General features: G+C 69.4%; 20 protein-coding genes and 1 tRNA gene. 4 read left to right on the forward strand and 17 right to left on the reverse strand.

Annotated elements, in window-relative coordinates; genetic code table 11:
- Positions 1-84: 84 nt before the first annotated feature.
- From ACZ49J_RS39390 to ACZ49J_RS39460, 15 genes are all read right to left on the reverse strand, one after another.
- On the reverse strand, positions 85-1,335 hold the full coding sequence (locus ACZ49J_RS39390; RefSeq protein ID WP_467450754.1) for a serine hydroxymethyltransferase: 1,251 nt from the start codon (positions 1,333-1,335) through the stop codon (positions 85-87).
- A gap of 202 nt (positions 1,336-1,537) precedes the next feature.
- The gene (locus ACZ49J_RS39395) at positions 1,538-2,209 is read right to left on the reverse strand and encodes an arsenate reductase/protein-tyrosine-phosphatase family protein (protein ID WP_467450755.1); all 672 of its coding nucleotides are present in this window, start codon (positions 2,207-2,209) and stop codon (positions 1,538-1,540) included.
- The gene (locus ACZ49J_RS39400) at positions 2,206-2,853 is read right to left on the reverse strand and encodes an L-threonylcarbamoyladenylate synthase (RefSeq protein ID WP_467450973.1); all 648 of its coding nucleotides are present in this window, start codon (positions 2,851-2,853) and stop codon (positions 2,206-2,208) included. The genes ACZ49J_RS39395 and ACZ49J_RS39400 overlap by 4 nt, the downstream gene beginning before the upstream one ends.
- A 50-nt stretch (positions 2,854-2,903) precedes the next feature.
- Entirely contained in the window at positions 2,904-3,749 is an 846-nt protein-coding gene (prmC, locus tag ACZ49J_RS39405; protein ID WP_467450756.1) for a peptide chain release factor N(5)-glutamine methyltransferase, read from the reverse strand.
- A gap of 31 nt (positions 3,750-3,780) precedes the next feature.
- The gene (prfA, locus tag ACZ49J_RS39410) at positions 3,781-4,854 is read right to left on the reverse strand and encodes a peptide chain release factor 1 (protein ID WP_467450758.1); all 1,074 of its coding nucleotides are present in this window, start codon (positions 4,852-4,854) and stop codon (positions 3,781-3,783) included.
- Positions 4,855-5,029: 175 nt separating this feature from the next.
- Positions 5,030-5,251, reverse strand: coding sequence for a 50S ribosomal protein L31 (gene rpmE / locus ACZ49J_RS39415; RefSeq protein WP_467450759.1), 222 nt, complete (start codon positions 5,249-5,251; stop codon positions 5,030-5,032).
- Positions 5,252-5,578: 327 nt separating this feature from the next.
- On the reverse strand, positions 5,579-6,718 hold the full coding sequence (locus ACZ49J_RS39420) for an LCP family protein (RefSeq protein WP_467450760.1): 1,140 nt from the start codon (positions 6,716-6,718) through the stop codon (positions 5,579-5,581).
- A gap of 209 nt (positions 6,719-6,927) precedes the next feature.
- Positions 6,928-8,733 (reverse strand): trypsin-like serine protease, encoded by a 1,806-nt coding sequence (locus ACZ49J_RS39425; RefSeq protein ID WP_467450761.1) that lies wholly within the window; start codon positions 8,731-8,733, stop codon positions 6,928-6,930.
- Positions 8,734-9,033: 300 nt separating this feature from the next.
- On the reverse strand, positions 9,034-11,058 hold the full coding sequence (gene rho / locus ACZ49J_RS39430; protein ID WP_467450763.1) for a transcription termination factor Rho: 2,025 nt from the start codon (positions 11,056-11,058) through the stop codon (positions 9,034-9,036).
- 408 nt (positions 11,059-11,466) lie between these two features.
- Complete coding sequence (gene thrB / locus ACZ49J_RS39435; RefSeq protein WP_467450765.1) at positions 11,467-12,396, reverse strand: homoserine kinase; 930 nt, start codon at positions 12,394-12,396, stop codon at positions 11,467-11,469.
- Between the two features lie 463 nt (positions 12,397-12,859).
- Entirely contained in the window at positions 12,860-13,918 is a 1,059-nt protein-coding gene (gene thrC / locus ACZ49J_RS39440) for a threonine synthase (RefSeq protein ID WP_467450766.1), read from the reverse strand.
- A 6-nt stretch (positions 13,919-13,924) separates the two neighbouring features.
- The gene (locus ACZ49J_RS39445) at positions 13,925-15,217 is read right to left on the reverse strand and encodes a homoserine dehydrogenase (RefSeq protein ID WP_467450767.1); all 1,293 of its coding nucleotides are present in this window, start codon (positions 15,215-15,217) and stop codon (positions 13,925-13,927) included.
- 271 nt (positions 15,218-15,488) lie between these two features.
- Positions 15,489-16,880, reverse strand: coding sequence for a diaminopimelate decarboxylase (gene lysA / locus ACZ49J_RS39450; RefSeq protein ID WP_467450768.1), 1,392 nt, complete (start codon positions 16,878-16,880; stop codon positions 15,489-15,491).
- A gap of 16 nt (positions 16,881-16,896) precedes the next feature.
- Positions 16,897-18,153 carry an ArgS-related anticodon-binding protein NrtL gene (gene nrtL / locus ACZ49J_RS39455; protein WP_467450770.1) on the reverse strand — a complete coding sequence of 419 codons (1,257 nt, stop codon included), beginning with the start codon at positions 18,151-18,153 and terminating at the stop codon, positions 16,897-16,899.
- 213 nt (positions 18,154-18,366) lie between these two features.
- Positions 18,367-18,903 carry a response regulator gene (locus ACZ49J_RS39460; RefSeq protein ID WP_468351878.1) on the reverse strand — a complete coding sequence of 179 codons (537 nt, stop codon included), beginning with the start codon at positions 18,901-18,903 and terminating at the stop codon, positions 18,367-18,369.
- 127 nt (positions 18,904-19,030) lie between these two features.
- Between ACZ49J_RS39460 and ACZ49J_RS39465 the strand changes: the two genes are divergently transcribed.
- The 4 genes from ACZ49J_RS39465 (at position 19,031) to ACZ49J_RS39480 (ending at position 21,545) form a co-directional block, all read left to right on the forward strand.
- Positions 19,031-19,102 (forward strand) — tRNA-Arg (locus ACZ49J_RS39465).
- A gap of 507 nt (positions 19,103-19,609) precedes the next feature.
- Positions 19,610-20,518, forward strand: a complete 909-nt coding sequence (locus tag ACZ49J_RS39470; RefSeq protein WP_467450772.1) for a hypothetical protein — start codon at positions 19,610-19,612, stop codon at positions 20,516-20,518.
- A gap of 353 nt (positions 20,519-20,871) precedes the next feature.
- Positions 20,872-21,135 carry a CopG family transcriptional regulator gene (locus ACZ49J_RS39475; RefSeq protein WP_467450773.1) on the forward strand — a complete coding sequence of 88 codons (264 nt, stop codon included), beginning with the start codon at positions 20,872-20,874 and terminating at the stop codon, positions 21,133-21,135.
- Complete coding sequence (locus ACZ49J_RS39480) at positions 21,132-21,545, forward strand: DNA-binding protein (protein WP_467450774.1); 414 nt, start codon at positions 21,132-21,134, stop codon at positions 21,543-21,545. The genes ACZ49J_RS39475 and ACZ49J_RS39480 overlap by 4 nt, the downstream gene beginning before the upstream one ends.
- Positions 21,546-21,633: 88 nt before the next feature.
- Here the strand turns inward: ACZ49J_RS39480 and ACZ49J_RS39485 are convergent, their stop codons facing one another.
- Together ACZ49J_RS39485 and ACZ49J_RS39490 are read right to left on the reverse strand one after the other, a co-directional pair.
- Positions 21,634-25,431: an AAA family ATPase gene (locus tag ACZ49J_RS39485; RefSeq protein WP_467450775.1), complete on the reverse strand. Its 3,798-nt coding sequence runs from the start codon at positions 25,429-25,431 to the stop codon at positions 21,634-21,636.
- Positions 25,432-25,627: 196 nt separating this feature from the next.
- Positions 25,628-26,203, reverse strand: a complete 576-nt coding sequence (locus tag ACZ49J_RS39490) for a hypothetical protein (protein ID WP_467450776.1) — start codon at positions 26,201-26,203, stop codon at positions 25,628-25,630.
- Positions 26,204-26,343: the final 140 nt, after the last annotated feature.

Below are 26,343 nucleotides of genomic sequence, written 5' to 3' on the forward strand. Positions count from 1 at the left end.
TGTGTCCGGTGGTGCGCCTACCCCACCTCGGCCGGGATACCGCAGGGATCTTCCGGGGCATCTCGGTCTGCTTCCGGCATTCCGTCACTGCGGGTAGGGCGAGAATCTCCCGGTCAGCTCCCGTACTTCTTCACGCGCCCGCCTGCCGTCGACGTCTTCGCGCAGTACCGCCGCGAACAGGGCGGCGATCCGGGCCATCTCCACCTCGCCCATGCCCTGGGTGGTCAGTGCCGCCGTGCCGAGCCGCAGGCCACGGGCGTCGCCGTGCGGCAGGGCGCAGGTGTCGAGGACCATCCCGGCCGCGGCCAGCCGCCCGCGCGCGGTGCGTCCGTCGACGCCGAGCGGCGCGGGGTCGGCGACCACCATGTGGGTGTCGGTGCCGCCGGTGGTGACGACGAGGCCCTCCTCGGCCAGCCCCCGGGCGAGCACCCTGGCGTTCGCGACCACCTGATGGGCGTACGCCGCGAAACCCGGTGTCGCCGCCTCACCGAACGCGACGGCCTTGGCGGCGATGGTGTGCATCTGCGCGCCGCCCTGCGTGAACGGGAAGACCGCCCGGTCGACGCGCTCCGCGAGATCACCGCCACAAAGGATCATGCCGCCGCGCGGGCCGCGCAGCACCTTGTGGGTGGTGGCGCAGACGATGTCGGCGTACGGCACCGGGGAGGGCGCCGCACCCCCGGCGACGAGCCCCATGGGGTGCGCGGCGTCCGCGATCAGATAGGCCCCGACCTCGTCGGCGACCTCGCGGAAGAAGGCGTAGTCGATGTGGCGCGGATAGGAGATGGACCCGCACACGATGGCCTTGGGGCGGTGGGTACGGGCCAGGGTGCGCACCTGCTCGCGGTCGACGAGCCCCGACTCGGCCTCGACGCCGTAGCCGACGAAGTCGAACCAGCGCCCGGAGAAGTTGGCGGGCGAGCCGTGCGTGAGGTGCCCTCCGAAGGGCAGTCCCATGGCGAGCACGGTGTCCCCCGGCCGCAGCAGGGCCGCGTACGCGGCGAGGACGGCCGACGAGCCCGAGTGCGACTGCACGTTGGCGTGCTCGGCGCCGAACAGCGCCCTCGCCCGCTCGACGGCGATCCGCTCGGCCACGTCGACGATCTCGCACCCGCCGTGGTGCCGTGCCCCGGGGTACCCCTCCGCGTACTTGTTGGCGAGCGGTGATCCGAGTGCCGCGAGCACGGCCGGCGAGGTGAAGTTCTCGGCGGCGATGAGCTGCAGCGTCGTCGACTGCCGGGTCAGCTCGCCGATCAGGATCTCGGCGAGTTCCGGGTCCTGCCGGCGCAGGACGTCCGCTTCGAGCGTGGGTGTGACCGAAGGGGTGACCGACATGGTGGGCTCCGGGTGCCGGGGCGCTCCGCTGGAATCGCGGTTCGATTGTGCGGGCCGTCTGTGGCTGGTCGCGCAGTTCCCCGCGCCCCTGAGGGGCGCGGTACCGCACCGGGCTTCGACAGGTCCGCTAGCACCCAATGTAGGGCCGTGCCCCGTGAGCCGCCCGGCGTCGCGTCCAACCGGTACCTGCCCAGACACCGCCCTAGGCCCGCGCGGGCACCCCTGTCAAAGCAGTCACCACCGGATCCAGCGCCTGGTGTATCTCGTCCCCCACCGAGCGGAAGAACGGCAGCGGCGCCCCATACGGGTCGTACACCTCGTCCGCCTCCGCCGTCGGCGCGAGAAGCCACCCGCGTAGAGCCGCCGCAGCGCGCACCAGCGCCCGCGCACGCGCGACCAGGCCCTCCTCCAGCGGGGGCAGGGTGGTCGGGTCTATGGCTCGTACGAGGCGGGTGAACTCCTTCAGGGTGAAGGTGCGCAGGCCCGCCGAGTGGCCCATGGAGATGACCTGGGCGCGGTGGTCCCGGGTCGCGGTCAGGACCAGGTCGGCCATGATGACGTGCTCGTCCAGCAGCTCCCGGCCGACGAACCCGGAGGCGTCCGCGCCGAAGTCCGCGAGGACCGCCTCGGCGTTGGCCTCCATGGGCGCACCCTCGTGGCCCCAGGTACCGGCGCTCTCCACGATGAGCCCGCCCCCCAGCGGGTCGCCGAGCCGGTCCGCCAAGGCATGGCGTGTCAGCCGCTCGGTGATCGGCGAGCGGCACACGTTGCCGGTGCTGACGTGGAGGATGCGGAAGGTGTCACGCGGAAGCCCTGTGAAGGTCCTCGTCTCGTCCCCGTTCCCTATGCCACGCCCCGCGTCAGGGGCCGTCAATTCGCCACCTCGAGGTCGGGTACGACCTTGCGCAGCTCGTCGGCCGACAGGGCGCCCGCGCGCAGCAGCACCGGCACCTTGCCCGTGACGTCGACGATCGAGGAGGGCACGTTGCCCGGGGTCGGGCCGCCGTCCAGGTAGACGGAGATGGAGTCGCCGAGCATCTCCTGAGCGGCGTCACAGTCCTCCGGGGCCGGGTGTCCCGTGAGGTTCGCGGACGACACCGCCATCGGGCCGACCTCCGTCAGCAGCTCGATCGCGACCGGGTGCAGTGGCATGCGCACGGCAACCGTGCCCCGGGTGTCCCCGAGGTCCCACTGGAGCGACGGCTGGTGCTTGGCGACGAGCGTGAGCGCGCCCGGCCAGAAGGCGTCCACGAGCTCCCAGGCCGTCTCGGAGAAGTCCGTGACGAGGCCGTGCAGCGTGTTCGGGGAGCCGATGAGGACGGGCGTGGGCATGCTGCGGCCCCGGCCCTTCGCCTCCAGCAGATCGGCCACGGCCTCCGAGGAGAACGCGTCGGCGCCCACCCCGTACACGGTGTCGGTCGGGAGGACCACCAGCTCGCCACGGCGAACCGCGGACCCTGCCTCACGCAGACCCGTCGCGCGGTCGGTCGCGTCATTGGTGTCGTATCGCCGTGCCATCTGGCGGGCCTCCTCGTACACGTACTGCTGGGTGGAAGTCTGTGGCGTGCTCACGGCAACGCCTTGCGGGCGGTCGCGAAGCGCGGCCGGTTGTTGAGGTCGGGGTGATCGGCCGCGTCGGCCCAGCCCCGCTCCTCGGCGAAGATCCACGGCACCTGGCCGCCCTGCGTGTCCGCGTGCTCGATCACGACGACACCGCCGGGCCTCAGGAGCCGGTGTGCGGTGCGCTCGATGCCCCGGATCAGGTCGAGGCCGTCCTCGCCGGAGAACAGGGCGAGCTGGGGGTCGTAGTCCCGCGCCTCGGGAGCGACGTACTCCCATTCCGTCAGCGGGATGTACGGGGGGTTGGAGATGACCAGGTCGACCTGGCCGTCGAGGTCGGGGAACGCGTCCAGGGCGTTCCCCTGGCGCAGGTCGACCCTGGAGCCGTCCATGTTCTTGCGGGTCCACACCAGGGCGTCCTCGGACAGCTCCACGGCGTGCACCCGGGAACGCGGCACCTCCTGGGCGAGCGCGAGCGCGATGGCGCCGGAACCGGTGCACAGGTCGACGATGCACGGCTCGACGACGTCCATGGCCCGCACGGCGTCTATGGCCCAGCCGACGACGGACTCGGTCTCGGGGCGGGGCACGAACACCCCTGGCCCGACCTGGAGTTCCAGGTACCGGAAGAAGGCCCGCCCGGTGATGTGCTGCAGCGGCTCGCGCTGCTCACGGCGCGCGATGACCTCCCAGTACCGGGCGTCGAAGTCCGAGTCCTTCACGGAGTGCAACTCGCCCCGCTTCACGCCGTGCACGAACGCGGCGAGTTCCTCCGCGTCGTTGCGCGGCGAGGGCACGCCGGCGTCGGCCAGCCGCTGGGTGGCCTGGGCCACCTCTGCGAGCAGCAGGTTCACGCAAGTCCTCCGTCTGGTACTCGTACGTGCCTTACGCGGCTGCCAGCTTCGCGGCGGAGTCCGCGTCCACGCACGCCTGGATCACCGCGTCGAGGTCGCCGTCCAGGACCTGGTCCAGGTTGTACGCCTTGAAGCCGACACGGTGGTCCGAGATGCGGTTCTCCGGGAAGTTGTACGTGCGGATCTTCTCGGAGCGGTCGACGGTGCGGACCTGGCTGCGACGGGCGTCGGCGGCCTCCTTCTCCGCCTCCTCCTGCGCCGCCGCCAGCAGCCTGGAGCGCAGGATACGCATCGCCTGCTCCTTGTTCTGCAGCTGGCTCTTCTCGTTCTGGCAGGAGGCGACGACTCCGGTGGGAATGTGCGTGATGCGCACCGCGGAGTCGGTCGTGTTGACGGACTGGCCGCCGGGGCCGGAGGACCGGTAGACGTCGATCCTCAGGTCGTTCGGGTTGATCTCGACGTCGATCTCCTCGGCCTCGGGCGTGACCAGCACACCGGCCGCGGAGGTGTGGATACGGCCCTGGGACTCCGTCGCGGGCACCCGCTGCACGCGGTGCACGCCGCCCTCGTACTTCAGGCGCGCCCACACGCCCTGTCCGGGCTCGGGAGTCTGGCCGCCCTTGGTCTTCACGGCGACCTGGACGTCCTTGTAGCCGCCGAGTTCGGACTCGGTGGAGTCGATGATCTCGGTCTTCCAGCCGACGCGCTCCGCGTACCGCAGGTACATGCGCAGCAGGTCACCGGCGAACAGGGCCGACTCGTCGCCGCCCGCGCCCGCCTTGATCTCGAGGATGACGTCCTTTTCGTCGTTGGGGTCGCGCGGGATGAGCAGGAAGCGCAGCTTCTCCGTCAGCTCCTCGCGCAGCTTCTCCAGTTCCTTGACCTCGGAGGCGAAGTCCGGGTCGTCGGCGGCGAGTTCGCGCGCCGTCTCGATGTCCTCGCGGTTCGCCTTCCAGAAGCGGTACGTGGCGACGATCGGGCTCAGCTCGGCGTAACGCTTGTTCAGCCTGCGCGCGTTGGCCTGGTCCGCGTGCACCGACGGATCGGCGAGCTTCTTCTCCAGATCGGCGTGCTCACCGACCAGTTCCTCGACCGCCTCGAACATCTCCGGCTCCCTGGACTGTCCCCCGCTCCCATCATGAGCCCGGGGACGTGCGTACGACGAATAAGTGGGCTGCTGTTACCGCAAAACGCCGGTCCCGGGACCCCCGAACGGGGGCACCAGGGACCGGCGCCAGGGCCTGTCCGGCCGATCAGGACGGACAGGCCCCAGGGGCTCGCTACTTCTTGGCAGCGGCAGCCTTGCCGAAGCGGGCCTCGAAGCGGGCCACGCGGCCACCGGTGTCGAGGATCTTCTGCTTGCCCGTGTAGAACGGGTGGCACTCGGAGCAGACGTCGGCACGGATGGCGCCGGAGGTGATCGTGCTGCGGGTGGTGAACGACGCGCCGCAGGTGCAGCTGACCTGCGTCTCGACGTACTCGGGGTGGATGTCGCGCTTCAAGGGTGTCTCCTAGTTTCGGGAGGGCGCCGGGTCGCTGCCGCGGGGTGCGGGAGCGTGAACCGGAGCCGACGGTCCAGTCTGCCAGGACTGGGGCCATCCTCCCAAACCGGGGGTTGAGCCTGAGTATTCCCCTGGCGCCTGGAGGGGGTCGCCCGAGGGGGTGCCGGGTGATCTTTGTTGGCGGCTGCGGGCTCGTTGTGGCTGGTCGCTCCCCCACTCTCGGCTTCGCTCGAGCGGGGGGACCCCCATCGCGGCGGAGCCGCACATCGACACAGCCCCGCGCCCCTTAGAAGCCCTGACGCACCCCAGAAGCCGGTGCGCGTGCCCTCAGGACGACTCCACCACTCCGTTCGCCTCGCCCTGGGCCGTGCCCTTCGTGGCCGACTTCGGGATCGGCTTGTCGGCCTTGAGGGCCTTCCAGACGAGGTCGGCCTTGCTCTTGGCCAGCAGGACGCGATTGGGGTCCGCGGAGTCGTACTGGACGGGCATCGTGACCATGGTCATGTTCTTGGGGCTGATGCCCTTGAGGCCGCTCGCGAAGGTCGCCAGGTCCGTGACGGAGCCGAGCTGGGAGTCCGTGGTCACCGTCTTGGTGGCGGTGTCGGCGAGGTCGTACAGCTTCGTGGGGCTGGTCAGGATGCCGAGGTCCTTGACCTGGTTGACCAGGGCCTTGACGAACGCCTGCTGGAGCTGGATGCGGCCGAGGTCGGAGCCGTCGCCGACGCCGTGCCGGGTGCGCACGAGGCCGAGGGCCTGCTTGCCGTTCAGGGTGTGCGGGCCCGCCTTGAGGTCCAGGTGGCTGTCGGGGTCCTCGATGTCCTTGGTGGTGGTGATGTCGACGCCGCCGAGCTCGTCGATGAGCTTCTGGAAGCCGGCGAAGTCGACCTCCAGGTAGTGGTCCATGCGGATGCCGGTCAGGTCCTCGACGGTCTTGACCGCGCAGGCCGCGCCGCCGGTGGAGTACGCGGAGTTGAACATCACGTTCTCGGCGGCGGGGTACTCCCTGCCCTTGCTGTCGGTGCACTCGGGGCGCTCGACGAGGGTGTCGCGCGGTATGGAGACCACGCTGGCCTTCTTGTGGCCCTCGTAGATGTGCACGATCATCGCCGTGTCCGAGCGGGCGCTGCCGTCGTCGACGCCGCCGCCCAGCTTCTTGTTGCCGCCTGCGCGGGTGTCGGAACCGAGGACGAGGATGTCCTGCGAGCCGTTGTCGACGTTCGCGGGCCGGTCGGTGCCGAGGGCCTGGTTGATGTCGACGCTCTTGATGTTGCCGTTGAGCTTGAAGTACAGGTAGCCGAAGCCCGTGCCGCCGAGTACGACGATGCCGGCGGTGGTCCAGGCGGTGACCAGGAGGGCCTTGCTGCCTCTGCTCCTGGGCCTGCGGCGGTGGCCCTTGGCGCGGTGATGTGGGCCCGTGGTTCCGGCCCTCCTGTGTGGGGCGGGCTCCGGCATGCTCTCGGCAGACATGTGCTCCTCGGTCCTCGTGCGGGTCGGTTACCCCCTGCTGTCAGGTGCAGGCACCGCCGACCGTGGCCAGTGGCGCTGCGGTGGCCACTCCGTACGGTCAGATGGCGGATCGGGAAAAAGGGTTGCACACGGCACTGTGCCCATCGCGTGGACGCGATGGGCACAGTGTGTGATCGGCCGCTACGGTGAGCGCGGGCTCACCTGCGGTTTCAGCCGAAGAGGTCGTACTGGTCGTAACCGGTACCGACCGAGATCCTTGTGGCGAAGATCTCGCTGGTGGCCTTGCCCGTGCCCTTGTACAGGTAGAGCGTGCCGCCCCTCGTACGGGCCAGGAAGTCGGCCTTGCCGTCGCCGGTCACGTCGCCGGGGGCGACGAAGGCGTTGTAGCTGCTCCAGTTGCGGACCTTGATCCGGGTGGAGAACGCGCCGGTGCCGGCCTTGCCGGTGCCCTTGTAGAGGTAGATGTCCGAGGTGCTGCTCTTGCGGACGATCAGGTCGGCCTTGCCGTCGCCGGTGAAGTCGCCGTGGCCGCGCACCGAGTTGTACTGGTTCCAGCCGGAGCCGACCTGGACGCGGGACGAGAAGGAGCCGTTGCCCTTGCCCGGGTAGATCCACAGGTAGCCGCCGGAGTCGACCGAGAGCAGGTCGGGCAGGGCGTCACCGGTGACGTCGCCGGGGGCCACGATCCGGGTGCGGGTCTTCCAGTTGTCGAAGATCTTCGTGTTGGACCAGGTCTCCGTGGAGGGCACGAAGTGCATCCAGAAGACGTCGCCGTCGGAGCTGCGGCGGACCACGAAGTCCTGGTAGCCGTCCCGGTTCAGGTCGGTCTGCAGGACGACGTTGAGACCCGCCCAGGAGCCCCACGACTCGCGCGCGGCGAACGAGGTGCCCTTGGAGTTCTTCACGTAGCCGACGTTGGTGGAGTCCTTGCGCAGGAACAGGTCGGCCCTGCCGTCGCCGCTGATGTCGGTGTCGTCCACGCGCGGGTAGGCGGCGCCGACGTACGTGCTGACCTTGCTGAAGACGCTGTAGGCGCCCGCAGCCACACAGTCCTCGACACCCCAGGACACGACGCCCACGATGCGGTTGTTGACGACCAGCGGGCCGCCGGAGTCACCGTTGCAGGCGGAGGTGGTGCCCTCGTCGCTGCCGGTGGCCGGCTCGCCCGCGCACACCATGTGGCCCTTGATGAACCAGTCGCCGTACGCGCCGGAGCAGGTGGCGTCGGTCTGGATGGGCAGCGTGGCCGTCTTCAGCGTCGGGGAGATGTCGTCGCTGGTGGAGCTGGTGCGGCCCCATCCGTACACCTTGGCGCTGGTGCCCTCCGCGTACGACGCCGTGTCGTTCGACGTCGTCATCTTGATGGGCGTCGCCTTGATGGGGTTGGGCAGCGTGAGGACCGCGATGTCGTTGTCGATCGTGTCCCCGTTGTACGACGGGTGGTCCCACTGGCGCCAGACGGCGGAGACGGTGCCGTCGGTCTCCCCCGCGTCGTCGGGCAGCTGCGAGGTGCCGGTGACGACGGCACCGTACTGCTTCCAGTTGTAGCCGTCGACGCAGTGCGCCGCGGTGAGGATCTTCGTCGGCGCGACCACGGCGCCGCCGCAGAAGAACCCGAGGTCCTGGGTGTCGTCGTAGTACCAGAGCTGCGCCATCCACGGCGCCGAGGTGATGGTGGTCTCGTTGCCACCGATGATCTTCGCGTCGATCGGCGAGTCGGAGTCGCCCGACGCCGCCGGACCGGCGCTCAGTGACGACTGCTTCCTCGCCGTCTCCCCGGCGGTGTCATCACTGGCCACCGCACCCGCGAGGCGCTGCGTGAGTTCGTCGAGCGAGGGAGCGCTGGTGCTCGGCTTGGACGTCGGCGTCGGCAGCGCGGTGGCCGCGCCCGCGGACGACACCAGCAGCGCCCCCGCGACGGCTGCGGCGACCGCGGCCGCCCCTACCGGCAGCCCGATCCGTATCCGGCGTCTGTGACGACCGCCCCCGGACAGGCCAGACAAAGGTGTACCCACTCAAGTCCCCCCTGAGCGTCAAGAGTTGAGATGCCGAAGGTCCGCCGAACATCAGGCGACACACACCTCGACACAACATGAAGACCGTGATCGTACACCTGTCCCAAACACACCTGGAGGGCGCCCTCATCACGAGGGCGCCCTCCAGGTCTTTAGGGGCGCGGGGCTGTGTTGGATGTGCGGCTCCGCCGCGATGGGGGTCCCCCCGCTCGAGCGAAGCCGAGAGTGGGGGAGCGACCAGCCACGACGAACTCGCAGCCGCCCTACAACAAGCAGTCCCCCGGCACTACCGCGAAGCGACTAGTCACCGTTACCAGGCGTCGGCGTCGTCTTCTGGATCTGCATCAGGAACTCGACGTTCGACTTGGTCTGCTTCATCTTGTCGAGCAGCAGCTCGATCGCCTGCTGCTGGTCGAGCGCGTGCAGCACCCTCCGCAGCTTCCAGACGACGGCCAGCTCCTCGTTGCCGAGCAGGATCTCTTCCTTACGCGTACCGGACGCGTCCACGTCCACCGCCGGGAAGATGCGCTTGTCGGCGAGCTTCCGGTCGAGCTTGAGCTCCATGTTGCCGGTGCCCTTGAACTCCTCGAAGATCACCTCGTCCATGCGGGACCCGGTGTCCACCAGGGCGGTGGCGAGGATGGTGAGCGAGCCACCGTCCTCGATGTTCCGCGCGGCACCGAAGAAGCGCTTCGGCGGGTACAGCGCGGTGGAGTCCACACCACCGGACAGGATGCGGCCGGAGGCGGGCGCGGCCAGGTTGTACGCACGGCCCAGACGCGTGATCGAGTCGAGCAGCACGACCACGTCGTGGCCGAGCTCCACCAGCCGCTTGGCGCGCTCGATGGCGAGCTCGGCGACCGTGGTGTGGTCCTCGGCCGGGCGGTCGAAGGTCGAGGAGATGACCTCGCCCTTGACCGACCGCTGCATGTCGGTGACCTCTTCCGGACGCTCGTCGACGAGGACGACCATCAGGTGGCACTCGGGGTTGTTGTGCGTGATCGCGTTGGCGATCGCCTGCATGATCATGGTCTTGCCGGTCTTCGGCGGGGCCACGATCAGACCACGCTGGCCCTTGCCGATGGGCGAGACGAGGTCGATGATGCGGGTGGTCAGCACACCCGGGTCCGTCTCCAGGCGGAGGCGGTCCTGCGGGTACAGCGGCGTCAGCTTGTTGAACTCCGGGCGGCCACGACCGTGTTCGGGCGCCATGCCGTTGACGGAGTCCAGGCGGACCAGCGCGTTGAACTTCTCGCGGCGCTCGCCCTCCTTCGGCTGACGGACCGCACCCGTGACGTGGTCGCCCTTGCGCAGGCCGTTCTTGCGGACCTGGGCGAGGGACACGTACACGTCGTTCGGGCCCGGCAGGTAACCCGAGGTGCGGATGAAGGCGTAGTTGTCGAGGATGTCCAGGATGCCCGCGACGGGGATCAGGACGTCGTCCTCGGCGAGCTGCGGCTCGGCGATGTCGTCGCGGCCACGGCGGCCACGGCGGTCTCGGTAGCGCCCGCGACGGCCACGGCGGCCGCCCTCGAAGTCGTCGTCGTCCTGCTGGCGGTCCTGCCGGCCGCCGCCACCCTGCTGGCCCTGCTGCTGGCCACGCTGCTGCTGGCCGCCCTGCTGGTCGTCGCCCTTGCCGCGGCCGCGGTCCCCGCGGTCCCGGTCCCGGCCGCGCTCGCGGCGGTCACGGCGGCCCTGACGGCCCTCGCCGCCCTGGTCACCGGCGTCGGAGCGGGACTCGCCCTGCGACTGGGTCTGCGCCGGGGCCGGCGTCTCGGCCTTGGGCTCGCTCTTGGCCTCGGCGGCGACCGTCTCGGGGCTGCCCGCCTCGGCGGTGGCCCGACGGCGGCGGCGCTCGGTGGGCGCGTCCTCGCTCGCCGGCTGCGGCTGGCCGGGGATCTCGATCTGCTGCTGGGCCACGGCCTTCTCGGCGGGGGCCTCGGCCTTCGCGGCGGCCTTCTTGTCCGCCTTCTTCTCGGCGGGAGCCTCGGCCTTCGCGGCGGGGGCGTCCTCACCCGTTCGCGCCTTCGAGGTGGCGCGGCGCTTCGGCTTGGTCTCGGCGGCGGCGTCGGCCTTCGCCGGGGCGCCCCCGGCCGCCTGCGCCTCCTTGATGACCTCGATCAGCTGGCTCTTGCGCATGCGCGCGGTGCCCCTGATTCCGAGGCCGGATGCGACCTGCTGCAGCTCGGCCAGCACCATGCCCTCGAGGCCGGTACCGCGGCGCCGCCGGGAGCCGGCACCGGTGGCAGGCGCGGAGGCGTCCGTGGCGGGCGCGGCAGCGGTCTCCTCGACACGTGCGCCCATCAGATCGGTGGTGTCGCTCACGAAGGGTCCTTCCCTGGAGCGGACGTCGGCCTGTCTGGCTCGGCGACCGGTTGTGCTGTCCGGCTTCGGTCCTTGCTGTGTGGACCGTGCCGGGGCGGTGGTCCGCCAAAGGCGGCGGAGGTGATTTCTGTGATTCGGCGCTTCCCTGAGCCGTGGCACTGAGTGTCCTGTGTCACGCGGCTCGGTCACGCCGGTTCCGGAGCGTGCTCGACAGATCGCTCAGCGCCTGCGTACGACGTACTGCGTGACGTACGAGAACACGGTGCGATTTGGGAGGCTCCCGGAAGAAGGTTGTCCCGGACGGGGACACGAAGCACCTCGCCATGGTGGGGTCGGGTGCAGACTTGAGGTTAACACTACCGGATCCAACAAACATTCCCCCTCTCGAAATCCGGCAACCGCGCGCAATTAATCAACACCGGAGGTGGCGAGCGGCAAAACGCTCGCTCCCTGGGCGTCGAGTTCCAGCCGGTTGGCGGCCCAGCCAGGGCCGGCCAGGTGGGCCACCTTGTCGGCGCTGTCGCCGTCGGCCAGCGCGAGGACCGTGGGTCCGGCGCCGGAGATCACCGCGGGGACTCCGTCGGCCCGCAGCCGCTCCACCAGGGCGGCGCTGTCCGGCATGGCCGGGGCGCGGTACTCCTGGTGCAGCCGGTCCTCGGTGGCGGGCAGCAGCAGCTCGGGGCGCCTGGTCAGGGCCTCGACGAGCAGGGCGGCACGGCCCGCGTTGGTGGCGGCGTCGACGTGCGGGACGGTGCGCGGGAGCAGTCCGCGGGCCGTCTCGGTCAGTACCGGTTTCCCCGGCACGAAAACCACCGGAACGATGGAATCGGCGGGGTCCATCCTGATGGCCCGCGCGGCGCCGCCCTCCATCCAGGAGAGCGTGAAGCCGCCCAGCAGACAGGCCGCGACATTGTCGGGGTGTCCCTCGATCTCCGTGGCCAGTTCGAGCAGCGCGGTGTCGTCGAGCCGGGAGTCGCCGCCTATGGTCACGGCGCGCGCGGCGACGATGCCGGCGCAGATGGCGGCGGAGGAGGAGCCCAGGCCGCGGCCGTGCGGGATGCGGTTGGCGCAGACGATTTCGAGGCCGCGGGGCTGTCCGCCGAGCAGGTCGAAGGCGGTACGCAGGGAGCGGACGAGGAGGTGACTCTCGTCACGCGGGAGTGTCTCGCTGCCCTCACCCGCGATGTCGATGTGCAGGCCGGAGTCGGCCACCCGGACGACCACGTCGTCGTAGAGACCCAGCGACAGGCCCAGGGCGTCGAAGCCCGGGCCGAGGTTGGCGCTGGTGGCGGGAACGCGCACCCGGACGGCGGCGGCGCGGAACGCTGGACCGGCCATCGCTCGATGACTCTCCTTGAGCTGCGGAACTGTCGAATGACGTTCGAATGACATCCGAGGCGTACGAAGACCCTTCAGGCCGCTGCCGACGAGATCCGGGGACCACTGTCGACCACGCGGCACCGCGGCATATGCGGCGGGCGGGTTCGGTACAGCCTATCGAAGGAAGGTTCAGTGGCGACATAGGGCGCACAGGAGGCGCACGATGCGTGTCGTAAGCCCCCTGTGCCCCCTGTGTCGGGTCCCATGCGGGGTTATCCCCCAGGAGGGCCCTCCTTACGCCGGAACGTGGTGCCCGGCACGCTTCTGCGCGGCGGGTGAGCGCTGTGCGCGGTCGCACGGGAGGCCGAGGTCCGCGTGGGCGCGGTGTCCCGCGCCCCGTAGGGGCGCGGGGAACTGCGCGACCAGCCCCCACCGCCCCGCGGACTCACCACGCACCCAGCGGAGCACTCACGCGGAGCGCTCACGCGAGGCCGAGCCGCTCCGCCGCCGTAGCCGCGTCCACCGGGACGGTGACCGGCTGGGGGGCTCCGGCGACGGCCCAGTCGGGGTCCTTGAGGCCGTTGCCGGTGACCGTGCACACGATGGTCTGCCCGGGGTCGACCTTGCCCTGCTCGGCGGCCTTCAGCAGGCCGGCCACGGACGCTGCGGAGGCGGGCTCGACGAAGACACCCTCCTGCGCGGCCAACAGCCGGTAGGCGCGCAGGATCTCACGGTCCGTCACCTCGTCGATGAAACCGCCCGACTCGTCCTTCGCCGCCAGCGCGTGCTGCCAGGAAGCGGGGTTGCCGATACGGATCGCGGTGGCGATGGTCGACGGGTCCTTGACGACCTCACCGCGCACGATCGGGGCGGAGCCGGAGGCCTGGAAACCCCACATCCGGGGGGTCCGCGCAGCGATCCCGTCGGCCGCGTACTCCTTGTAGCCCTTCCAATAGGCCGTGATGTTGCCCGCGTTGCCCACCGGCAGGACGTGGATGTCGGGGGCGTTGCCCAGCATGTCCACGATCTCGAACGAGGCCGTCTTCTGGCCCTCGATACGCACCGGGTTGACCGAATTGACCAGGGCCACCGGGTAGTTGTCCGACAGTTCGCGCGCAAGGGTGAGGCAGTCGTCGAAGTTGCCGTCGACCTGGAGGATCTTCGCGCCGTGCACGAGGGCCTGGCCCATCTTGCCGAGCGCGATCTTGCCCTGCGGCACGAGCACGGCGGACACCATCTGGGCCCGTACGGCGTACGCGGCGGCGGAGGCCGAGGTGTTGCCGGTCGACGCGCAGATGACGGCCTTCGCACCCTCCTCCTTGGCCCGGGTGATGGCCATCGTCATCCCGCGGTCCTTGAAGGAACCGGTCGGGTTCGCGCCCTCCACCTTGAGGTGAACGTCACAGCCCGTGCGCTCGGAGAGCAGCTGCGCGGGCACGAGGGGCGTACCGCCCTCGCGGAGCGTCACGACCTGCGTGGTGTCCGAGACCGGCAGCCTGTCCCGGTACTCCTCGATGATTCCGCGCCACTGGTGGGTCATTGCTCGTTACTCTCCTTCAACCCGCATGATGCTGGCGACACCCCGCACGGTGTCGAGCTTGCGCAGCGCCTCGACGGTCCCGCTCAGGGCGGCGTCGGACGCGCGGTGGGTGACGACGACGAGGGAGGCCTCACCGTCCTTGCCCTGCTGGCGCACCGTATCGATGGAGACACCGTGCTCAGCGAAAACGGTGGCGACCTGGGCGAGAACACCCGGTTTGTCGGCGACGTCGAGGCTGATGTGGTAGCGCGTGACGACGTCGCCCATCCCGGAGACGGGCAGGGCCGCGTACGCGGACTCCCCGGGCCCGGTCGCGCCGCTCAGCCGGTTGCGGCAGACGGCGACCAGGTCGCCCAGGACCGCGGAGGCCGTCGGGGCGCCGCCCGCGCCCGGCCCGTAGAACATCAGCTGCCCGGAGGCGTCCGACTCGACGAATACGGCGTTGTAGGCGCCGCGCACGGAGGCGAGCGGGTGGGTGAGCGGGATCATGGCGGGGTGGACGCGCGCGGTCACGGATGCGCCGTCCTCCGCCCGCTCACAGATGGCGAGCAGCTTGATGGTGCAGCCCATCTCCTTCGCGGAGGCGAAGTCGGCCGCGGTGACCTCGGTCATGCCCTCGCGGTACACGTCGTCGAGCCGTACGCGCGTGTGGAAGGCGATCCCGGCGAGGATGGCGGCCTTGGCGGCGGCGTCGAACCCCTCGACGTCGGCGGTGGGGTCGGCCTCCGCGTACCCGAGAGCGGTGGCCTCGTCGAGCGCCTCCTGGTACCCGGCGCCCGTGCTGTCCATCTTGTCGAGGATGAAGTTGGTGGTGCCGTTGACGATCCCGAGCACCCGGTTGACCTTGTCGCCGGCGAGCGACTCGCGCAGCGGACGGATCAGCGGGATGGCACCGGCGACGGCGGCCTCGTAGTAGAGGTCCGCGTCGTGGTCCTCGGCGGCGGCGTGCAGGGCGGCGCCGTCCTGGGCGAGCAGCGCCTTGTTGGCGGACACGACGGACGCGCCGTACTCGAAGGCGGTGGTGATGAGGGACCGAGCCGGCTCGATCCCTCCGATGACCTCGACGACGACGTCGATGTCCCCGCGTTTGACCAGCGCGGTGGCGTCGGTGGTGACGAGCTCGGCGGGAATGCCCTCGCGCACCCTGGAGGGCCGCCGTACCGCCACCCCGGCGAGCTCCACCGGGGCGCCGATCCGGGCGGCGAGGTCGTCGGCGTGCGTCGTCATGATGCGCGCCACCTCTGAGCCGACAACCCCACAGCCCAGCAGCGCCACCTTCAGCGGACGCGTACGCATCATCCGACCTCGTTTCCTCACATACCGAATACGGTGGGACCAGTCTCACTCACCGGACGGGAGTTTCTATCCTCCGTCCGGATCGTGAGACATGTATTTCATTTTCTTGACGGGGGAAGACAGGAGATCTTCCGCCGGCTCGCGATGGACGTTCCATTGGACCTTCGGACGGCCCTTCGTGCGGACCTTCAGTCGGACCTTCGGACGTCCCTTCGTGCGGACCTTCGGGTGGACATCTCAGGTGACCGCAGACGCGCGTTCATACGGCCGGAGTTCAGCCGACGTCGAGGCGCAGCAGATCCTCCTCCGTCTCGCGGCGGACGATCACCCGGGCCTCGCCCCCGCCCACGGCGACGACGGGCGGGCGGAGCGCGTGGTTGTAGTTGCTGGCCATGGAACGGCAGTACGCGCCCGTGGCGGGCACGGCGATCAGGTCACCCGGTGCCAGGTCGGCGGGCAGGAACGCGTCCTTCACCACGATGTCCCCGCTCTCGCAGTGCTTGCCGACGACACGGGCGAGCATCGGCTCGGCGTCGCTCGTGCGGGAGACCAGGGCGACGCTGTACTCGGCGTCGTACAGCGCGGTCCTGATGTTGTCGGACATGCCGCCGTCGACGGAGACGTACGTACGGAGCCCGTCGAGCGGCTTGATGGTGCCGACCTCGTAGAGCGTGAAGGCGGTCGGCCCGACGATGGCGCGCCCGGGCTCGACGGAGATACGGGGGGTGCGCAGCCGGGCCCCCTCGCACTCGCGGCTGACGATCTCGGTGAGCGCCTTGGCGATCTCGTGCGGTTCGCGGGGGTCGTCGTCACTCGTGTACGCGATCCCGAGCCCGCCGCCGAGGTCGATCTCGGGAAGCTCGACGCCGTGCTCGTCGCGGATCTCCTTCAGCAGCCCGACGACGCGGTGCGCGGCGACCTCGAACCCGGACGTGTCGAAGATCTGCGACCCGATGTGGCTGTGGATGCCGATCAGTTCGAGCCCGTCGAGCTGGAGCGCGCGCCGTACGGCCTCGGCGGCCTGTCCCCCGGCGAGCGGGATGCCGAACTTCTGGTCCTCGTGGGCGGTGGCGATGAACTCGTGCGTGTGCGCCTCCACTCCGACGGTGACGCGGATCTGGACCCGCTGGCGCTTGCCGAGCTCCTGCGCGATGTGCGCGACCCGCACGATCTCCTGGAAGGAGTCGAGCACGATCCGCCCGACACCGGCCTCGATCGCCGCACGGATCTCGGCCGTCGACTTGTTGTTGCCGTGGAAGGCGATGCGGTCGGCGGGCATACCGGCGGACAGGGCGGTGGTGAGCTCGCCGCCGGAGCACACGTCCAGGTTGAGCCCTTCCTCGTGCAGCCAGCGCACGATGGCGCGCGAGAGGAAGGCCTTGCCGGCGTAGAAGACGTCGGCGTCGTGCCCGAAGGCGGTGCGCCAGGCCCGCGCCCGGGCCCGGAAGTCGGCCTCGTCGACGAAGTACGCGGGCGTGCCGAACTCCTCGGCCAGCGTCTTCACGTCGATCCCGCCCACGGTGACGACACCGTCGGCACCACGGCTGACGGTCTGTGCCCACACCTTGGGATCGAGGGTGTTGAGGTCGGCGGGCGGAGCGGAGTAATGGCCCTCGGGGAGGACGTCGGCGTGACGGGGCCCTGCGGGGTGTGCGGAACGGCTCATGTTCTTGGCTGGCTCTCTAGAGGTGTTCGGGTGCGTCGATGCCGAGCAGGGACAGGCCGCCGGCCAGCACCGTCCCGGCTGCTTCGGCGAGGGCCAGCCGGGCACGGTGGGCGGCCGAGGGTTTCTCCTCGCCGCGCGGGAGCACCGTGTGCTGGAAGGCGAGCAGTGCGTCGGCGACGGTGACGAGGTGCCGGGCCAGGCGGTCGGGGGCGCGGTGCGTGGCGGCGTGGGCGAGGACGTGGGGGTATTCGGCGAGGGCGGTGACGAGGGGGGTGGCGGGAGAGGCGTCGGCCTGCGACGAGGCGGACCGCGGTGGGGTGGGGGGCGGGCCCTGCGGGGCGGGGCCCTGTGGATCTCGTGGGGGTGCGTCCCGTACGTCTCCCGGGGCGCTGGTGAAGCCGAGGGCCGCGGCGTTGCGTTCGAGGGCCCGGGCGCGGGCGTGGGCGTAACGGACCCGGAAGAGGGGGTTGCTCGCGCGCTGCACGAGGAGATCGGCGGTGACCCGGGGCCTGTCATGGGCGGCGGGGTACAGCAGCGCCCACCGAGCGGCGTCGGGCCCGAGCGTCGCGGGGTCCTCCGGCGCCGGTACGGGCCGGAGGTTCACGGGCTCGGCGTGCTCGACCTCGACGCGGCCGCCCTGACTGGCGATGATCCGCACGAGGGCGTCGGCGACGACTTCGGCGCGGATGTCGTACGGGATGCGGAGCTCGACGACGTCTCCGGCGAGGTCGTCGCTGTGGCCGTAGGGCCGCTGCGGGGTTGTTCGGGGGTCTCGCTGCCGGGCTCCGTGCGGGGCTTCCGCTCCGTGGGGGGCCTCAGGCCGGACTGCCTGCGAGGCGTCCGCTCCGTGGGGGGCCTCCGGCCGGGCTGCGTGCTGAGCTTCCGCTCCGTCGGGGGCACCCGGCCGAGCTACGTGCTGAGCTTCCGCTCCGGCGGGGGCACCCGGCCGGGCTGCCTGCTGGATGCTGCGCACCAGCGCCGCGGTGGCGGCCCCGTCGAGGTGGATGTTGAGGAAACCGGGCCCGGTGATCTCGACGTCGGCCACGCCTTCCGTGCGGCTGATGTGGGGGCGAAGGATCTCGGCCACCTGCCGGGGCGGCCGACCGGCGGGCCGGGCCAGCTGCAACGCGATGTTCGTCGCGTAGTCCCCTCGCCCGCCGGGCCCCGGCGGCGTCACCACCGCCCGTGCCGGCACCGCCACGCTCAGCTCCCCCTCATCCACAGCACGGCGCACCGCGCGCAGCACGGTACGGGAGAGCTCGACGGGGGTCACGGGACAAGCGTAGGGGAGGAGGGGGGTGGGTAGGCGAGCCGGTTTGGCGGAGGGTCCGGGATGTGGACGGGAACGGGAGCCGGGGGGTACAGGGGTGCGGAAGCCGGGGAGGGTACAGGGGTGCGGGAGCCGGGGAGGGTACAGGGGTGCGGGCCGAGGAGCGCCACGGACCCTCCGCCCACCCCCCGCACCGGATCTCACCGGACCACCAACTCAGCTCGCGGCCCCGCCGCCGACCGACGTGGTCGTACCCGTACCACCGCCGAAGCCGAACCGGGAGTCGCCCTCACGCCCTCCACCGCTCCCCTCCCCCTGCGCGCCTCGCGCCCGCAGCTCGATCAACTCCCTTACGAGCTGCACGAGTTCGACGGGCTCGAACGGCTTGGCGAGAAAGGCGTCGACACCGACCTCGAGTCCGGCCTCGACCTCGTACTGGCTGCAGGCGCTGACGATGGCGATGGGCAGATTCCGGGTACGGGGATCATTGCGGAGCCGAGCGGCGGTACGAAGACCGTCGAGCCGGGGCATGACGACATCGAGGGTGATGACATCCGGCCGAACCTGGTGAACGACATCCAGGCACTCGGCACCATCGGCCGCGGTCACCACCTCGAGCCCCTCGAGCTCCAGATTGACCCTGATCAGCTGCCGGATGACCTTGTTGTCGTCCACAACAAGCACCCGGCCGGACGCGCCTGGCACAACTCGAGAGTAGGTCGACACCCACCGCCGCGTCCGGGTTTTCCCCACTTCCGCCCCGTCCGTGCGCCCTCCCCCAGGTCAGCCCCACCCCCGCTCCCCCGGAAACCCGTTCATGACCTCCCCTCCGAAGCTGGTAGGGTTCTACCCGTCGCCGCGCACACCGCGCCACGACATCGCCCCCGTAGCTCAGGGGATAGAGCAACGGCCTCCGGAGCCGTGTGCGCAGGTTCGAATCCTGCCGGGGGCACTCGCCACAGATCAGCGGAAATTATAGGTCTGACCAGGGCGGATGCCGACAGAAGAGGGCGGGAGTCAGTCTCACTGACTCCCGCCCTCTCTCGTCGTGTCTCAGCGTTTGCGACACACCTCCGACACACCAGAATGCTCTACGGCCACAGCAGCAATTAGGGCGGTACCGCAGTGCGCGCGAGAGTCCCAGACTTTCAGGAATCCGCCCCATGCACCCACCCGGTAAGAAACAGCCCTGAGCAGCGTTCAGAAAGGGACTGAGGCCGTAGCGCGGCCGTAACCCTGCCGCCCCAAGACGGACCACTTCCCTTCAATTTCGCACATATCGAGACGTCTCAACTTACACACCTTAACCTCTCCCGCGAGCAGTATTTCAGCATGCACCTAGAGAGGTTCCTGAATGCGGTCCGGCGATCCCTCCCGCCTGTGGAGCGACGAGGAACATTTCGTCAGTTCCGTAAGCGATCGAATCGAATGTCTCAGCCAAGACGATGGACTGTTCCATGTGATCAACGTCGGTCACCACCACAGAGCTAACTCCCGGATTGACCGACTCGTGAGAAGGTGCCTACTCTCCTCCTCGTTCGTGGTGCTTGAAATTCCGAGAATGAGGTATCTCAAAGTCAGCAGTGACGGCATGTGGGCCGGATTCAGTTCAGGCTGGGAGATGACACCTGAGCTGAATAAAATCGAGGAGACCCTAGTCTCCGCTGGCCTGGATGCCAACGAGTACTGCGTAGTCCTGCCTGAGGAAGTATCGCTATACTACCAAATCGACGGCGGAGAGGACGTGCTGGACGCAGGGGATTACGAACGACTCCTAAACAGCCAGTTCGCACAGATCAGAGAAAGAGTGGACAGTATCGGCGTTGGGGCAGAAGAAAGCATAGTACGGAAACTCCTTGCCCAGGACGCTGGGACGTCCGACGGGACACCCTTCTCTGCTGGCTTGCTCCTGCCGGACCTGCGCGGGCTTTCGCTCGCAGACATGTCACGCTTGAGACGCGACTACGAGGACGCGTTTAGCCGACTACGGTATGCTTTGCGGAAATTCCTGACCGGCCTCTCAGATTCAAGCTCAGAGACTCAATTTCGGGAAATTATCGAAGAGATTGATCACGAATGCCGCTTGGCCGAGGCCCGCTTTGAATCAATCCGAAAAAACCACAGAAGATCCCTGGAAGGCATGGCCCTCACATCTTCTCTAATCGGGGTCGCAGCCGCACTCCATTCAATCTCGCCCGCAGCCTCGGGCGTGTTGTCGACTGCGGCAGGATCGGCCACCTTTGCCGAACTCATCCAGGCCAGAGTGAAGAAGTCAAGCGACCTGGCAACATTGCGCGAGAGTGACTTCTGGATCGCATGGCAGGTTCACCAGGAAGCCAATAAGATTAGGAAAAAGAATGCCCAGTGAACCCATCGCCTCGGCCAGGGGAGCCAACCCCCTGGCCGGTTGACGATTAGTTACCTCAAGGCGTCGTACGTACTGGATCCGCCGAGCCCGCCTTTGACGGCGTTGACCAACGCGGCCCCGAGCTCGTCGGCCCTCGTTCTGATGTCCGCCCCTCCGCCGCAGCCCGTCCTCGCTAGGGCTGCGCTGCAATCACCGTCCGCGGTCCACACGCTCCTGGGAGCACCGCGCCTGAACTGTCGAAGTCCACACGGCCTCCACCGCCAAGCTCCAAGTCAACGCATCACTTGCAGCAATGCCAGAGAAGCAGAGCGCATGAATCCCGCGCAGGGAGCATGAGAGGTAGGATCAGTAGCATGAGTGAGCCCACCGGCAAGTACTCGATCACCATGCCGCGCGACATCGCCGAAGCCGCCAAGGCCCGCAGCGGCCCCTCCGGTCTGTCCGCCTATGTGGCCGCGGCCGTCGCCCGCCAGATCGAACGGGACAACCTCAACGAGCTGATCCAGGTGGCCGAGGCCGAGCACGGACCCATCACAGAAGAAGAGATCCAGTCCCTGCGGGACCAGCTCCACCAGGCACGCGAGCAGCAGACGCAGGGCGGAGCGAACGCGGCGTGACCCGTTCACCCGCCGTCCCCGGCGGCACCCTGGTCCTCGACAGCGAGGGGTTGGCCAAGGCTGTCCTGCGCGACCGCACAGTGACCAGCTGGCTCGCCCTGGCCCGCGCCGACGACCTGCGCGTGATCACTTCGGCGGCCACCCTCGTGGAAGTAGTCCATCCCCGGATCAACCGCCCGGCGCTGGAGTGGACCCTTTCCCGCCTCGTCGTCGAACCGGTCACCGAGTCGATCGCCCGGCGCGCTGCAACTCTCCTCGCTGACGCCGGCCTCCACGGCCACAAGTACGCCATCGACGCCATGCTCAGCGCCACCGCCCTCACCGCGCCCGGCCCCGTCACCGTCCTCACCTCCGATCCTGAGGACGTGACAGTGCTGTGCGGCGGGCGTATCACAGTGATCAAGGTCTGACGGCGTGCGTTGCGTGCCCGAGTCCGGAGCGGGGCGCGTCAGGCAAAGGTGGCTGGGCCGGTCGTTCGTCGCCGAACGCGCACTCGCGCTATGGCCTTGGTCGTCGAGCAGCGGTCTTCTTCGCCGCCCTCCGCGCAGGTACAGCCGCTGTCCCGGGGTCCGTCGGCTCAGCGTTCAAGACCTGGGAGGCGAGCGTGAGCCAGGCTCGGGCGTCCGCGCCGTCGAGGTCGTGGGTCCACATCAGGGTGCCGTTCGGACCGCCGCCCTTGTCCCATGAGTCGATGCCGTTCTTCGCGTACCACTCCTTCTTGCGCTCCCACTTCCGCGCGTAGTCGGGAAGGTCGAGCATGCCGGCGTGTTCCCAGAAGACCGTTCGGCCGTCCTTCGTGGCCACGGTGAAGTCGGGGCGGACGACGCGGCCGTCCGCGCCGGTGAGCGGCTCCTCGTAGAGCCACCGTCCCGGTGCGAGGCGGTCGAGGAGACCCGCGATGATGACCTCGTTCTTCGAAGCCATCGGCGTCCCGTCGGCGGACACGTGCATCAGCTTGCGGTCGAACCTGCGGGCTTGGCCCCGCACGTCGAGCGCGAACGGATGGGGGGTCTCGAAGAGGTCGGTCAGTCTGCGGGCGGTTTCGCTGTTGCTCGGCTCGGCGAAGGCACGGAGGTCTGCCAGAGTGCCCTCGTGGAGGATGACAACTTTGTCCTTCTGCCGGGTCAACGCCGTGTACATGAGTTCCCGGGGCAGGTTGGCCCGGGCGGGCAGGACCAGGAAGGTCGTACCGAATTCCGAGCCCTGCGACTTGTGCACCGTGACGGCCCACGCCAGTTCGAGCAGGACGTCGTCCTTGTTCGACGGCCGGTAGCTGTACTCGTGGCCGGGTTGCGAGGAGAACTCCACGCTGAGTCGCAGTGCGTTCTTCCGCGTCTTCGCGGCGGAAGTGGGCCACGCGATGGCGACACCGATCTCACCGTTGGCGACGTAGTTCATCGCGTTCTCCCGCGGCCACGCCTTCATGCGTTTGTTGGTCGTCTGCATGACCTTGTCGCCGCGCACGATCTGTTCGGGTCCGATCGGCGAGGGGATGTTCCAACCCCGGCTCTGCTGGGCCCAGGAGGTGTCGTCGGCCCGGTACATGCGTTTGATGTGCCGGTTGAGCTCAACCGTCCCGAAGGCGCGCGAACGGGTCGGCGAGAGAATCTGCCATTCCTCGGCCCGCGCTCCCGCACCTCGCTGCCAGTTGAGGTACTCGCCGTTGACGCTGCCCCCGTAGGTGAGAGCGAACGCCCGCACCGGGTCGTCCGCCGCGCCCAGTCCGAGGACTTCGTCGAGGGCCTCCGTGAGGGCCTGCACCGCGGTGCGATCACCCCAGGGGACGTACTGGAGGGTGGGAAGGTCTGGGTTTGTGGCCAGTTCGTCCCAGATCGCCTCGTCACCGGCGCCGCGGGTGCCGTCGCCGAACCAGGCGGCGAGTTCGAGGTCGTGGCGGGTGCCGTGGCTGCCGTCCGGCAGTTGGCGCCTGGGTACCTGCAGTTCCACGTACCCGTGGGCGACCCTCACCGCGGTCGGGAAGTCCTCCGGGCGCAGCTTGTTGACCAGGTCGACGAACGGCCGTCCGGCTCCGATCGGGGGCAGTTGGCGGGGGTCGCCCACCAGGATCAACCGTTTGGCGCCGGTGAACGAGTCCAGCGTCGCGGCGAGCATCTCCTCCGTCAGCATGGAGGCCTCGTCGATCACGACGAGGCCGTAGCCGCGTCGGGGGCCTTGGTCACCCAATACCAGGTACCGGCCGGTCTCTGCGTCATAGCGGCCGGTGGTGCTCAGGTGGGAGGCCAGGGTCTTCGCCGGCCGTTCGACCTTCGTCTCCAGCTGCACCTTCGCCTTGCCCGTGGGAGCGAGGAGAAGGACGTCCCCGGCGGCCACGCCGGGGTAGTCGACGAGGGCGCGCAGCAGGGTCGTCTTGCCCGTCCCGGCCGGTCCGATGAGGACGGACAGGCGTGCGTCGTGCAGAGCGGCGAGTCCCGCGGCCTTCTCCGTCCGGGCTCGTTCCTCGAGCTCGTCGGCGTGCGCGTCGTCCGCGGTGCCGTCCTGGTTCCGGTCGAGCACGGCGTCGAGTACGGCGCGGGCGTCGGTGATCTCGCCCAGCCGGGGAAGCGTCTGCTGCTCCGCCACCCAGTCGCGGATGACGTCCGCGGTCTGCTCGAGCCGGTCGAGCTTGTAGGCGGGGGTTCCGTCGGCGAGGCGGACGCTGGTCAGCGGTGACCAGTGCGGCCATTCGACAACCGCCTCGTGCTCCAGGTCGAGGCCGGTGAGGATGTCGTGCGTCAGGGCCGGGAGCTGCGCGGGCGCCAGGAGGCGGGAGTGCTCCAGCGCCTCGTCGAGGGGGACGAGGGTGTCTCCCCGGAGACACTGGCGCTCCAGCACCTCGGTGAGGAGGGCTTCGATCCGTCGGCGGTCCAAGGGATCGTCGAGGCCCACCTCGTCCGGAACGGGCGGTCGCCACGTGACGTGCGCCGGTGGGTACATCGCGCGGTCGACGGCGGTGAACGGGACGTGGAGAGGTGAACCGTAGGTGCAGGTCGCGGCGTAGTACGGGTTGTCGAGGAGTTCCTCGGCATCCATCTCGACCTCGGTGGCGCCGTCGAGCAGCATGCGCACCTGCTCCGGGCTGATGTCGAACCCGGACAGGAGGCGCAGGACCGACTGGCGCGCGGCCGGGAGCTTGTTCCAGACCCGTGCCTGGATGGGGCCGATATGAGGCTTCAGTGCGTGCGGGCCGCGCGCGGGGTCGGAGACGACGCCCTGCAGCAGGTCCCAGGGGTCGGTGGCCTCGCCGGCCTCTGTGAGCACCGCCCGTGCGGCGACGAAGGGCTGCTGCACTCCGATGCGGGCGAGGACACCGGGCAGGCCGGGGACCGGGCCGCGGAGCTGCCAGAGCCGTTCGGTCTGCTCCGTCAGCCATGTCATCGCGGACTCGGGGATGGCGAGGCCGAGTTCACGCATTCCCTCGGCCGCCGACTTCAGAGATGCCAGGGACTCGATGGCGGCGTCGTCCGAGAGGTGTTCCGTGACGTAGGAGAACTCGACGTCCCGGCCTTCGGGCGCCCAGGCCAGTGCCCTGTCGATGTCGGCGCCCTCGTCCATGAGCGGCAGGAGCTCCTGGTAGGGCAGCAGGACGCCCTCCGCCATGTCGGGACGCAGGGAGTGCTCCACGATCGTCTCCCACATGGAGGAGTCGAACGGCGGTTTCCCGTTCTGGTTCCACATCGGTGGCGTGGTCACGCCCGTGACGTGTGCGGCCCCGACCAGCAGACGGTCGGTGCGTTGCTCCTGAAGCGGGGAGTGCTTGAGGTAGACGAACACCAGGCTGTCCCTCCGCACGACCGGCTCGAAGAACGCTTGGATGACCGCCTGTTGGTTGCCGCCGTCCATCACCCACGGCGGCTGGGACTTCAGGACGCGGTCGGTGTGGTCCTCGGCGAGTTGATCGAAGGCGGGCACCCTGGCGTGACCGATTTCCTCGTTCAGAGAACCGCGGTTCATCCAGCGGAAGGGGATGGCCTCGAACGCGTACCCGGGCATGCTGACGGGGCTGTCGCGCAGGTGGTCACGGAGCGCGGGGTTGCGGCTGTAGGGATGCCGCTTGACGACGGTGTACCCGACCGGCGACATGAAGGTGGCCCGCTCGCTCAGGCAGGGCAGGCGGTTCGGGTCCAGACTCCCGATGGGAGCGCCCGCGTGTTCTGCCTCGAACTCGTCCTGGCGGCGCTTGCCGATCGCCGCGAGCAGCGTGCACGAGGAGTTTCCTGACGGGTCGTCACAGAGGAACTGGTCCCAGGAGCGGTCCCGCCATGGAACCCGCATGGACAGATGCTTCACGCCGCTCATCCTGATGTCCTGTCAGTTGAGTTCGTCGAGGGACGGGCCAAGGCCCCGTCCCGGTAGGTCTGCGCCGGGCGGGCGCCTCCGGGCGCCGCGCTGTGGCGAACCGGTGTCCCACCGACGAGGCCCCGCGCGGTCGTGTCCGACCGCCGGTAGCGCTGTCCGGGAAGCCGCACTTGGCGGGGCAGGTCGAGCCGGTCCCTCATTCGTCGCCGCCCCAGCCGGTGTGCCGCAGCGTCGGCATGAGCCGGGTGAGCACGTAGGCGATGACGGGTGTCTCGCGGTCCTCGTCCTCGAAGACGACCGCGTGCTGGAAGCGCTCCGTGTCCTGCGGGTCCGCCGGATCGAAGGGTGGGGTGAGTGACACGCTGGGGCGAGCCACCAGTTCGCACAGCAACGCCGTTCCGCAGCCTTCCGCCAGCTGCTCCGTGGTCAGGGCCCGCTTCTGCCGCGGTCTCCCATCCGGCTGGGGCAGAGAGAGGAAGGCCGTGATCCGTCGGCGCTCCGCGGACACCTCGGCGATTCCGGCCCGGTGCCGGCCGTGCAGGTTGGCCAGTGCGGCGGGCATCTCCGGTAACAGTGCGACCTGCTGGAGGACCACGTCCCTCTCGCCACTGTCCCACCGAGTGTCATGGATGGTGAGCCGCGGGCGGCCGGTGGTCTCCAGGTGCCATTCGGTGGCGAATCCCGCGTCCTGTAGGCCGGACGTCGTGGAGCCCTGCTTGGGCACGTAGCTGCGGGCGTGCTTCAGGGTCAGGGTGGAACCGAGTGCTATCAAGTGCGTTCTCCCGTGCGATACCGAGCACGTCTCGGAGACTTCGAGACGGTGTGGTCCCGACCACACTCGTGTGCCCTACATCGGATATAGCACTCTATTCATGGAGTTGGGCCGGGAAGTGAAGATCCCGTTGGCCGAGC

It is taken from the genome of Streptomyces sp. NPDC030840, from assembly GCF_055572015.1.